This window comes from Halomonas sp. BMC6 (assembly GCF_964204995.1).
GTDB lineage: Bacteria > Pseudomonadota > Gammaproteobacteria > Pseudomonadales > Halomonadaceae > Vreelandella.
Genome location: NZ_CAXNSH010000001.1, coordinates 3,244,757 through 3,256,250, shown reverse-complemented (window position 1 = coordinate 3,256,250; position 11,494 = coordinate 3,244,757). Strand labels below are relative to the sequence as shown.

Below are 11,494 nucleotides of genomic sequence, written 5' to 3'. Positions count from 1 at the left end.
ATCGTCTCGCAGGATTGTTCACATGACCATCGCTGACCGCTGGCTATTGCCCGACGGCATGGATGAGGTGCTGCCGCCTCAGGCAAGCCGCATGGAAGAGCTGCGCCGTGCGCTGCTCGATCTTTACCATTGCTGGGGCTACGACCAGGTAATGCCGCCGCCGGTGGAGTTTCTGGACTCCTTGCTGACAGGTACCGGCACGGACCTCGACCTTCAAACGTTCAAGCTGACCGACCAACTGACGGGCCGCATGATGGGCGCATCTGCCGATGTGACGCCCCAAGTCGCACGTATGGACGCTCACTCCCTCAAACGCCAAGGCCCCGTGCGTCTGTGTTACTGCACCAACGTGCTGCGTGCAAAAGCCGATCAGCATCAGGGTGGCCGAAGCCCCGTGCAGGTTGGGGTAGAGCTGTTTGGTCATGCTGGGCTCGAAGCTGACAGTGAAATCATCCATTTGGCGCTGGCCAGTCTCCACGCAGCAGGTGCCAACGAGATCCACTTGGCGCTGGGTCATATCGGTATTTACCGCAGTCTCGTGGAAGCGGCGGCTCTCAACGCCGAGCAAGAGCGCGCGCTGTTCGAAGCGCTGGCGCTTAAATCACCGGGGCAGCTGGCCGAGCAGGTAAACGCCAGTGTCAGCGATCCCGTGCTGGCGGATATGCTGATGGCACTGGGCGAGTTGCACGGTGATGCTAGCGTGCTGAGTGAAGCGCGCGAACGTTTTGCCGGGGCGCCTGCACCTGTCACGGCTGCGCTAGATCAGCTCGAATCGCTTTATAAGGGCGTCCTGGCACGCTTCGACGTCTCGCTCTATTTTGATCTAGCGGAGCTGCGTGGTTATCAGTATCACACGGGCATGATGTTCGCGGCCTACGTGCCGGGTTACGGCCATGCGCTGGCCAAGGGCGGGCGCTATGATGATACCGGTCGTGCGTTTGGCCGTGCGCGGCCAGCCACCGGCTTCTCGATGGATCTGAAACAACTGGCATCGCTGGCGCTGGCGTCACCCAGCCGGGGTGCAATTTGGGCGCCTGCCCAAGAAGAAGAGTCGCTTAACGCTGCCATTGTGGCGCTGCGTGAGCAGGGTGAACGCGTAATTCAAGCGCTGCCTGGGCAGCGTACTGGGCCGGCGGAGCACAGCTGTGACCGCCGTCTTGAGTTTATCGATGGTCGTTGGCAGACAACGGCCCTGACACAAGAGACGAGTGCATAATGGGTAAGAATGTCGTAGTCCTGGGTACCCAATGGGGCGATGAAGGCAAAGGCAAGATCGTTGACCTGCTCACCGAATCCGCGTCTGCCGTCGTGCGCTTCCAAGGCGGTCACAATGCGGGTCACACGCTGGTCATCGACGGTGAGAAAACCGTTCTTCACCTGATCCCCTCGGGTGTATTGCGCCCGGGAAAAACCTGCGTGATTGGTAACGGTGTGGTGCTGTCACCGGAAGCGCTGATCAAAGAGATCCGCGAGCTGGAAGCGAAGGGCGTTCCCGTACGTGAGCGTCTGCGTCTCTCGCCAGCGTGTCCGCTGATCTTGCCTTATCACGTGCGTCTCGACCAAGCCCGTGAGAAGGCGCGTGGCGTGGCCAAGATCGGCACCACTGGTCGCGGCATTGGCCCGGCGTACGAGGACAAGGTCGCACGTCGTGGTCTGCGGTTGGGGGATATGCTCCACCGTGAGCGTTTCGCGTCCAAACTGGGCGAAGTGCTCGATTACCACAACTTCGTGCTGGTGAATTACCACGGCGAGCAGGCGGTCGATTTCCAGGAAGTGCTGGACAGCGCCATACAGATGGCCGAAGAGCTGCGCCCCATGGTCAGCGATACGGTGAGCATGGTGCACGATCTGCGTAAAGCGGGCGAGAACATTCTGTTCGAAGGTGCCCAAGGCTCGCTGCTGGATATCGATCACGGTACCTACCCCTATGTGACCAGTTCGAATACCACCGCGGGTGGTACGGCGACTGGTTCTGGTGTCGGTCCGCTCTACCTGGACTACGTGCTGGGTATTACCAAAGCCTATACCACCCGTGTTGGCTCTGGCCCGTTCCCCACCGAGCTGTTTGACGACCACGGACGTCATTTGGCCGAGCGTGGGCACGAGTTTGGCGCGACCACCGGGCGTCCGCGTCGCTGTGGCTGGTTCGATGCAGTCGCACTACGTCATGCGGTACAAATCAACTCTGTCTCCGGTATCTGCCTGACCAAACTGGACGTGCTGGACGGTTTGGAAAACATCCGTGTCTGCGTTGGCTACCGCAGCAAAGATGGCGACGTGCTGGACAATCCGGTGGATTCAGAAGGCTACGAAGCCGTAGAACCTCTCTATCACGACCTGCCGGGCTGGAAAGAGTCCACGCTGGGGGCGAAGAAGGTGGAAGACCTGCCCGCCAATGCCCGTGCGTACATCAGCTTCCTCGAAGAGCAGGTGGGTACCAGCATCGACATCATTTCGACCGGCCCAGACCGCGTCGAAACGATCGTACTGCGCAACCCGTTCGAAGGGTAAGTCATCCCTTCATGCGATACCCAAAGGGCGGCTTGGCCGCCCTTTTTCGTGGCTAGAAATCGATGCCGCGTCGAGCTTGAAGCCCGTTGTTGAAGGCGTGGCGGACCTCCTGCATATCGGTCACCGTGTCTGCCATGGCGACCAGTTCGCGGTGGGCATTGCGTCCAGTGATGATGACTGTTTGTTCCCGAGGTCGATCCAGCAACGCCTGTTTGACGGTGGCGATGTCGAGATAGCCAAATTTCAGCATGTAGGTAATCTCGTCTAGCACCACCAAATAGGTTTCTGGATCTGCCAACATTCGTTGCGCCTCTTGCCAAACCTCCTGGCAGGCTGCGGTATCGGCTTCGCGGTTTTGGGTATCCCAGGTAAAGCCGGTTGCCATGATGGCGACGCTCAAATGGGGATCGTCTTCTAGCCGATTGCGCTCACCACACTCCCACAGCCCTTTGATGAACTGCACCACGCCCACTTTGTATCCATAGCCCAGCGCGCGGGTGACAGTGCCCCACGCGGCGGTGGTTTTGCCTTTGCCGTTCCCCGTGTTGATCAGCAGCAGACCGCGCTGTTCGGTGGCGTTGGCGACTTTTTCGTCCACTCTTGCTTTGAGCTTTTCCATGGACGCTTTATGGCGGGCATCGCGATCACTCATTGTCTCTCCTCGTTGAAAGGCGTCAGGGGTAAGTCAGCAGGTTACGCCAGAGATGCACAATTTAACATCGCCCTAAAACGTATTTGTATAACTTTTTAGGCGCTCTGCAGCGGCCTTGCAGAGTTTATGTGCAGCTTTTGCCAAGAGAATTGGCCGGTTGGGTGCTTGCTGCTCTAGAATGGTGGGTCATGTCTTGTCAGGAACATTGTCATGCCCTCATTTGATATTGTGTCAGAGTTCGACCAGCACGAAGCCGCCAATGCGGTGGACCAAGCCAATCGTGAAGTGCAGTCACGCTTCGACTTCAAAGGCGTCGATGCCAGCTTCACGTTGGAAGGCGATAAAGTACAGCTCGAGGCCGAGGTGGATTTTCAGCTCAAGCAAATGCTGGACGTATTGCGTAACCGCCTGATTGCTCGCGGTATCGATGCGCGTTGCATGGATGTCAAAGAGGCTGTGCTGTCGGGCGTCAAGGCGCGTCAAGAGGTGGTGTTGAAGCAGGGGCTCGACCAAGCTGAAGCCAAAGACGTGGTCAAGCGCATCAAAGCCAGCAAGTTGAAGGTGCAGGCTCAGACTCAGGGTGAGAAAGTGCGCGTAACGGGCAAAAAGCGCGATGACCTGCAGAGCGTCATGGCGCTGCTGCGCGGTGAAGAGGGGCCCGACTTGCCGCTGCAGTTCGACAACTTCCGCGATTGACGATCATAAGAAATGTTCACTGAGTAGCGCAGCGTTTGCGCTACTCGATTACTGAAAAGCTTACAGGAGTTTCGCACTATGTCTGATCCGCAGCCGGTTTATTTAAGCGACTACCAGCCGCCCGCCTACCACGTGACCCATACCGAGCTGACGTTTGATCTTGACCCCACCGAGACCCGTGTGAAAGCACGCCTGACCATGCAGCGCCACCCAAGCGCCGACGCCGCTGCACCGCTGGAGCTCAATGGCGAGCACCTATCGCTGCGCGCGCTTGCCATCGATGGGCAGGCATTGAGCGACACCGATTACCAGCTCACCGATGAAACGCTAACGATTGCCCACGTACCGGCGACCTTTACGCTAGAAAGCGACGTTGCGATATCGCCCAGCAGCAATACGGCCCTGGAAGGGCTTTACCAGTCGAACGGCATGTACTGCACCCAGTGTGAAGCGGAGGGTTTTCGCCGCATCACCTATTACCCGGATCGCCCCGATGTCATGGCCACGTTCAAGGTCACGGTCATCGGTGATGCACACAAAGAGCCGGTACTGCTTGCCAACGGCAACCCCATCGCGCAGGGCCAGCTAGAGGGCGGTCGACACTTCGTGACCTGGGAAGATCCGCATCCCAAGCCCTGCTACCTGTTTGCGCTAGTGGCAGGCGATTTGAAGAAAGTCGAAGACCACTTCACGACCATGAGTGGCCGCGATGTGACGCTGCAGCTCTGGGTAGAAGAAGAGAATCTCGACAAAACCGACCATGCCATGGCCTCACTCAAGCGAGCCATGCGCTGGGATGAAGAGACGTATGGCCGTGAGTACGATCTAGACCTGTTCATGATCGTGGCGGTAAATGATTTCAACATGGGCGCGATGGAGAACAAAGGGTTAAATATCTTCAACTCTGCCGCTGTGCTAACGCATCCCAAGACTGCCACCGATGCGGCGTTTCAAAACGTCGAGGGGATCGTTGCCCACGAGTATTTCCACAATTGGTCGGGGAATCGCGTTACCTGCCGCGACTGGTTCCAGCTCTCGCTAAAAGAGGGCTTCACGGTGTTCCGCGATCAGTGCTTCTCTGCAGATACCAATTCAGCGCCCGTCAAACGTATCCAAGACGTGTCGTTTTTCCGCACCGCCCAGTTTGCCGAAGACGCAGGGCCTACGGCACATCCGATTCGTCCGGATCACTACATCGAAATCACCAACTTCTACACCCTGACCATCTATGAAAAAGGGGCAGAAGTGGTGCGCATGCTCCGCAATCTGCTGGGGTGGGAGGCCTTCCGCCGTGGCTCGGATCTCTATTTCGAGCGCTTTGACGGGCAGGCCGTGACGATCGAAGACTTCGTGGGCTGCATGGCCGAGGTATCGGACATCGATTTAAGCCAGTTCATGCGCTGGTACTCCCAGGCAGGCACGCCGGAAATCGATGCCCACGGTGAGTACGACTATGCCAATGCCGAGTACCATTTGACGCTACGTCAGCGCACGCCAGCCACGCCCGGACAGTCGGACAAACAGCCGCTGCACATTCCGGTACGCATGGGCTTGGTGGGCACCAAATCCGGTCAGGACTTAACGCTCACGCTCGACGGCAATAAGATCGGGAAAGACGCGGTCATTCACCTGACCGACGATGAGCAGACCTTCATCTTCACGGAAGTGGCCGAGGCGCCCGTGCCGTCGCTACTGCGCGATTTTTCCGCACCGGTGAAGCTGCACTACCCGTACTCTCGGGAAGACTTGGCATTTCTGTTGACCCACGATAGCGATGGTTTTAACCGTTGGGATGCGGGTCAGCGATTAGCGATGCTGGCATTGGATGATCTGATTGCGGCCCATCGTAACGGCGTCGAAAAAGTGATGGATGGCCGGGTAGTCGACGCGTTCCGTACGCTTTTGACCTCTTCCATGGACGATAAAGCGGTACTGGCCGAAATGCTGACACTGCCTTCGGAAGCCTATATCGCCGAACAGCAGCCAATCGTAGACGTAGATGCCATTCACGCTGCCCGCGAGTTCGTGCGCCAATCCCTGGCGCTGGCGCTGCGCGATGAGTTTCTTGCCGTCTATAAAGCGAACGGTAGTGAAGCCCCCTACGCCCCGACGCCTGAACAAATTGCGCAGCGCAGTCTCAAAAACGTGGCGCTCTCGTATCTGATGTCCATCGAAGACGAAGAGAGCGTGGCGCTGTGTGAAGCGCAGTTTGCCGCTGACCACAACATGACCGATGTGCGCCACGCGCTGACGCTGCTCGTTCACAGTGATCGTGACGACGTGTCGACGCCTGCTTTGAAAGCTTTCGGGGAAACCTGGGCCCACGATCCGCTGGTGATGGATCAGTGGTTCACGATTCAGGTATCGCGCCCGCAGCCCGACGTATTGGAGCGCGTGGAGTACTTGATGCAACACCCCGCGTTCTCTATGAAGAACCCCAACAAGGTGCGTGCTTTGATTGGCGCCTTTGCGCAAAACCGGGTCAACTTCCACCGTCTGGATGGCAAAGGGTATGCGCTACTGGCGAATGCGGTGATCGAACTCAACCGACTCAACCCTGAAATTGCGGCGCGGTTGATTACCCCCTTGACCCGTTGGCAACGGTTCGATGAAACACGCCAGCAGCTCATGCGGGCCGAACTCGAACGGATCAAACGAGAGCCGCTATCGTCCAATGTGTTCGAGGTCGTCGAAAAAGCGCTGGCATAAGGTGTAGCCAGTGAATTAACCATGGAGAGGGACGTCGCCGGTGACAGATTCACAGCAGTGTTATTTACTGATTATCAACGGTAAGTCTGCCGGAAATCCGGCGCTACGCGACGCCGTCGAGGCGCAGCGCAAAGCAGGGACGCCCATTATCGTGCGGGCGACGTGGGAGGGCGGTGATGCCGCCGAGTTTGCGGCGCAAGCCCCGGATTTGGGGGCAACGCGCGTCATCGCCTGCGGTGGCGATGGTACAGTCAACGAAGTGGTCAACGGCCTCATGCGCCTGCCCCACGACCATCGTCCTGCCCTGGGTGTCGTGCCGCTGGGCAGCGCTAATGACTTTGCCACATCGGTGGGCCTGCCTTTGGAGCCGGATCAAGCGCTAACGGCTGCCCTGGAGTTATCACCGGCGCCAATCGATGTCATCCGCATGACGGCAGAGGCTGGTGGTGAACAGTCGGTGTGCTATTACGTCAACATGACCACCGGCGGTTTCGGCGCGGAAATCACGTCGTCCACGCCCAAGACGTTGAAGCGCATGTTGGGAGGCGGAGCCTACTCGTTGATGGGCGCGCTCAAGGCGTGGCGACATCGCAGTTATCGCGGCACGCTGCACTGGAGCGACCATGAGCAGGCAGCGTCGCTGTTGCTGCTGGCGCTGGGCAACGGGCGGCAGTCTGGGGGTGGGCAGGTCCTGGCCCCCCGTGCCAAGCTCGATGATGGCCGGTTGGACGTGCTGCTGGTGAAGGATTTTCACTCGGTGACGGAACTACCAGCGCTGCTCGGCGAGCTTCAGCAGTTTCCGGCAGAAGGGCGCTATGTGCGCTACTTTACCGCTAGCCAACTGACCGTCACGACTCAGCCCGATGATGAACCCTGGCCGCTGACGCTGGATGGTGAAGCCAAGCGCTACGAGCGATTTAGCGCGGAAGTCGTTCCTCTGGCGTTGAAAGTGCTGCTGCCAGAAGACTGCACGCTGCTCTCCGCCCACGACCGCCACTAATGAATTTGACTCGTTAAGGAGCATCACTCGATGACGTACCGTGTATGGATGCCGCTATTGGCCAGTTTGGCGCTTTTATTGAGCGCCTGTGGCGATAGCCAAGAGGAGGCTAACGTCCTGCCTGAGGAGAACGCTGCCGAGCAGACCAGCGAGCCATCGGCCAGCGAGCCTGATGAGAGTGGCGATAGCGTAACGCCTTCCCCCACGCAGGTGGACGACGAAAGCGAAGCGCAACCAGCGTCTGACGCACCAGAACAAGCCGATGACGGAGACGACGCGCCGTCCGACGCCAATGCATCGACATCGGAGGCTTTACAGGCAGACGAAGAGACCCTCGCCGCCGATCCTGATGAAGCTCTGGACGAAGCCAGCGCGATGCCCGGTGAAACGACCCGTTCAGACGTAGACGACGTGATCGCTGAGACCGAACGTCGTTTCGAAGAGGCGCAGCGCCAGTTGGAGCAGCAGTTCCAAGAAATCGAACAGCAGTCTCCTGAGCTGACCCCCATGGAGAGCGATCCAATCGAGCCAAGCTGGGAGCGCGATAGTAACCTGCCCGAGAGCTCCTCACTAGAAGGTGAATTGGAAGCTCGGGATGTGGATGCACTCATCGAAGATACCGAGCGTCAGTTCGAAGAAGCCCAGCAGCGTTTAGAGGAACAGTTCCAGGCACTGGAGAACGAGGAACCCCTGAATGGCGCGACGCTGGAAACGGACGAGCGACAACATCGCGATCTCGGCGACGATCAGCGCCTGGAAGAGCGTTCTGACGAGGGCGATAGCGACGAACAAGAGGCCGAAAGTCCTACGGACGGCACGAGAGATACATCGTCTTAAGAACTAACATCTCAACAATAAAAAAGGCCCGCATCGGCGGGCCTTTATCCATTCGGTGCGAGTTACGCAACGCGAATGTTGGAAGCCTGAAGGCCTTTTTTACCCTGAGTCACCTCGAAGCTGACTTTCTGACCATCTTGCAGGGTCTTAAAACCTTCAGCTTGAATTTCGGAGAAGTGGGCAAAGAGATCGTCACCGCCGTCATCGGGAGAGATGAAGCCGTAACCTTTGGTGTCGTTGAACCACTTGACAGTGCCAGTTGCCATCGTTCATATCCTTAACGTGCTTAATGATTGAGCAGGCGACTCAGTGCCGACCTGCCAAATCCACTTTAGAAGCAAATAATCAGCACGTCCAGTGACGTGGTTAAGATTCTTTATCACTCAGCGAGCCAAGTTCATGATGGAACTCAACCTGATCGACGCGCAGTTCATTCCCTTCTTGGTGGCGATCACGCTGCTCTCGATAAGTCCCGGCGTCGATACGCTTTTAGTGATTCGTAATACCGCACGGGGCGGCATTCGCGACGGTATTGCGACGAGCGTGGCCATTTGCTGTGGTTTGTTCGTTCATGCCACCGTCTCGGCATTGGGTATCTCCTTCATTTTGTTGCAGTCGGCCTGGGCGTTCAACATGCTGAAGTTGGCAGGGGCGGCGTATTTGATTTGGCTAGGGGTCACGAGCCTATTGGCAGCCCGCCGAGGAACGCCGCTTCCGGTGAAGGGCGTAATGAATGAGGCGGTGTCGGTACCGCTCTGGCAACCGATCAAAGAGGGGCTGCTGTCGAATGTGCTGAACCCCAAAACCGTGGTGTTCTACATGGCGTTTTTGCCACAGTTCATCGCGCCCAGTGACCCTGCGCTGATCAAGTCGCTTTGGTTGGCAGGCGTGCACTTCGTGATTGCCAATATTTGGCAAATCAGCGTCGTGCTCATGGTCGGTGGGGCGAGTAAATGGCTGGCCAGCGCACGCTTTGCGCAAACCTTGAATGCGGCCACCGGCGCGGTGTTGGTGGTTTTTGGCGTGCGACTCGCCCTAGAACAACGCCCGGTATAACCGGGCGTTGTGGGGGGTAGCAAAACGGGTAGGTAAGGGTTAGCGCTGTACGAGGGCCCGGTCGTAGCGCACGGCCTGCTCAGTTTCGTTGAGTAGCGACACTCCTTCGCTGCTGCCGCCATTGGCTAAGCTCTCAAAAATGACGCGATAGCTCAGCACCGCCTGGACGTAATCGCGTGTTTCGCGAAACGGAATGCTCTCCACGAAAAGGTCGAACGACTCCATGCTGTGGGTGCCCAGCCACTGGTCGACTCGGCCAGGGCCTGCGTTATAAGCGGCCGTGGCGGCGAGACGGTTGCCCCGGTAGCGGTTGAGCTTGTCGCGCAAATAGGTGCTTCCTAGGCGAATGTTGAGTTCTGGTTCCAGCACGCCGTATGGGCCTGGGTCGTTCAGCCCTAATTGGCGGCTCACCTGTGTGGCCGTGCCAGGCATCAATTGCATCAAGCCACGTGCTCCGGCAGGCGATAGCGCCACCGGGTTATAAGCGCTTTCACGACGCGTAATGGCCATGAGTAGGTAGGGGTCCACGCCGGTCTGCTGGCCCCACTGCATGAAGCTCTCCCGATAGGCGGGGGGGAAGCGCCACTCCAGTGTGTCCCACATCTCGCCTGCAATGGTGGTTTGCACCAAGCGGGCGTACCACTGCTGATGGGCGGCGTAGTCGGCCAGGGCGCGGGCTTGCTGGGGCGTGCCCTGTTGAACGGCATAGAGCCACTCGCTATTGGCCAGTCCCTCTTCACCGATTCGCAGCAATGCCTCGGTCCGCTGCACGACCGGTAGCCGTGCCGTCTGCTCCCGGGTAGTGTCATCGAAGTGATGGCGCTCGTGGTTGAGCCGATACGGTTGACCGATTTTATCGGCGGCGGCGAAGCCATAGAAACTGCGATCAGTGGCCGCTTGCTGATAACGCGCCGCGGCTGCGTCGCGATTGCCGAGCTGCTCGTTGGCACGGCCCAGCCAATACTGCCAGCGGCTGCTCGTTTGCTGGCTCTCGGGCATTTCAGCAATCCAGTGCATGACGTCGGTCCATTGACGGTCCGCCAGGGCGCGCCGCACCCGTAGCTCCAACACACGCTCGCTGTCGAGCGAGGGCAAGACGCTATCCACCCACGCCAGCGTGCCAGGTACCTCGCGCACGAGGGCGTAAAACGCGAGCTCTTCATCGATGACTTGGCGCTCTGACGGCGTCAGGTTCAAGCGAGGCGAGAGCTGTTGCCAGGCGGCGAAAGCGGCAGGCGTGTCGTCCCGGGTCAGGCGCTGCATGGCGGCCTGGTAAAACGCTGCCGTGGCTCTGCACTCTGGGCCTAGGCAGGTGGGGGCGCTCGTGATGGCGCTGGGAGTGTTGCTCACCGTCTCCACCGTGTCGAGGGCCGTTTGCCACTGGTTGCTAAGCAGTCCACCCAAATAGTTGCTCAGCCGTGTTTCGCCCGCTTGCCAGGCCAGCATCTTACGCTCCCAGATGGCCGTCGCATCGATCGTGCCATCGGCCCGTAAACGGTCGAACAGTGGATCACAGGCGTCCGGTTGCGAACTGCCCACCCGCCACAGGGCCAAGCCCGCCTGGCGTGAGCGCTCTGGCTCGCGGTCGAGTAGCGCGGTGTAGTAGTAACACTGGCGCGCGGTTCCGGCGGGCTCCCCATCGGCGACGGTGAGTAGATCGCCGTAGCGTCCCGCATGACCATAATTGGCAATTGCCTGGCCGCGCATCCACTCCGATAGGGGGGAGTCCGCATACTGATCGATGAATTGCAGTACTTGGCTGGCGGCCACGTTGGGCAACTGGTTACGTAACCGGTGATACGCCACGTAGCCGCTAAGAACGTGCCCTTCGATGGCGCGCTCATCGATGTGTTGCCACTGCTGCTGGCGAGCGGCGCTCAGCGCATCGCGCATGGCCTCATCGGACGCCGCCCAGGCACCGGTGGGCAAGCCGATGATGACCGCTGCGCACAGAGTGCGAAGGGTAGAACGAAATGGCGTAGCCGGCATGGCACTCCCTCTTGCTCGCTGTTGGGGTAAAAGGCGCAATTGTG

At 58.9% G+C, this 11,494-nt stretch carries 10 protein-coding genes; 7 read left to right on the top strand and 3 right to left on the bottom strand.

Going from position 1 to position 11,494, the window contains the following annotated elements; translation table 11 throughout:
- Positions 1 to 22 precede the first annotated feature (22 nt).
- Entirely contained in the window at positions 23 to 1,216 is a 1,194-nt protein-coding gene (locus AB6K10_RS15930) for an ATP phosphoribosyltransferase regulatory subunit (RefSeq protein WP_159342594.1), read from the top strand.
- A complete protein-coding gene (locus AB6K10_RS15925) occupies positions 1,216 to 2,511 on the top strand; it encodes an adenylosuccinate synthase (protein WP_339119265.1) in 1,296 nt (431 codons plus the stop codon). Before AB6K10_RS15930 ends, AB6K10_RS15925 begins: the two co-directional genes overlap by 1 nt.
- 52 nt (positions 2,512 to 2,563) lie before the next feature.
- Here AB6K10_RS15925 and cobO read toward each other — a convergent pair whose 3' ends face one another.
- A complete protein-coding gene (cobO, locus tag AB6K10_RS15920; RefSeq protein ID WP_159342592.1) occupies positions 2,564 to 3,163 on the bottom strand; it encodes a cob(I)yrinic acid a,c-diamide adenosyltransferase in 600 nt (199 codons plus the stop codon).
- Between the two features lie 210 nt (positions 3,164 to 3,373).
- On the opposite strand from cobO, the gene AB6K10_RS15915 reads away from it, so the two are divergent.
- From AB6K10_RS15915 to AB6K10_RS15900, 4 genes are all read left to right on the top strand, one after another.
- Complete coding sequence (locus tag AB6K10_RS15915) at positions 3,374 to 3,859, top strand: YajQ family cyclic di-GMP-binding protein (protein WP_339119264.1); 486 nt, start codon at positions 3,374 to 3,376, stop codon at positions 3,857 to 3,859.
- Positions 3,860 to 3,937: 78 nt separating this feature from the next.
- Entirely contained in the window at positions 3,938 to 6,568 is a 2,631-nt protein-coding gene (gene pepN / locus AB6K10_RS15910) for an aminopeptidase N (RefSeq protein ID WP_339119263.1), read from the top strand.
- 40 nt (positions 6,569 to 6,608) lie between these two features.
- Positions 6,609 to 7,568 (top strand): lipid kinase YegS, encoded by a 960-nt coding sequence (gene yegS / locus AB6K10_RS15905; RefSeq protein WP_253015945.1) that lies wholly within the window; start codon positions 6,609 to 6,611, stop codon positions 7,566 to 7,568.
- A 30-nt stretch (positions 7,569 to 7,598) separates the two neighbouring features.
- Positions 7,599 to 8,405 carry a hypothetical protein gene (locus AB6K10_RS15900; protein WP_339119262.1) on the top strand — a complete coding sequence of 269 codons (807 nt, stop codon included), beginning with the start codon at positions 7,599 to 7,601 and terminating at the stop codon, positions 8,403 to 8,405.
- A 62-nt stretch (positions 8,406 to 8,467) separates the two neighbouring features.
- Here AB6K10_RS15900 and AB6K10_RS15895 read toward each other — a convergent pair whose 3' ends face one another.
- On the bottom strand, positions 8,468 to 8,671 hold the full coding sequence (locus AB6K10_RS15895; protein WP_044630763.1) for a cold-shock protein: 204 nt from the start codon (positions 8,669 to 8,671) through the stop codon (positions 8,468 to 8,470).
- A gap of 133 nt (positions 8,672 to 8,804) precedes the next feature.
- On the opposite strand from AB6K10_RS15895, the gene AB6K10_RS15890 reads away from it, so the two are divergent.
- Positions 8,805 to 9,461: a LysE family translocator gene (locus AB6K10_RS15890; RefSeq protein ID WP_339119261.1), complete on the top strand. Its 657-nt coding sequence runs from the start codon at positions 8,805 to 8,807 to the stop codon at positions 9,459 to 9,461.
- Positions 9,462 to 9,500: 39 nt separating this feature from the next.
- On the opposite strand, the gene AB6K10_RS15885 is transcribed toward AB6K10_RS15890, so the two are convergent.
- Positions 9,501 to 11,450 (bottom strand): transglycosylase SLT domain-containing protein, encoded by a 1,950-nt coding sequence (locus AB6K10_RS15885; protein WP_339119260.1) that lies wholly within the window; start codon positions 11,448 to 11,450, stop codon positions 9,501 to 9,503.
- Positions 11,451 to 11,494: the final 44 nt, after the last annotated feature.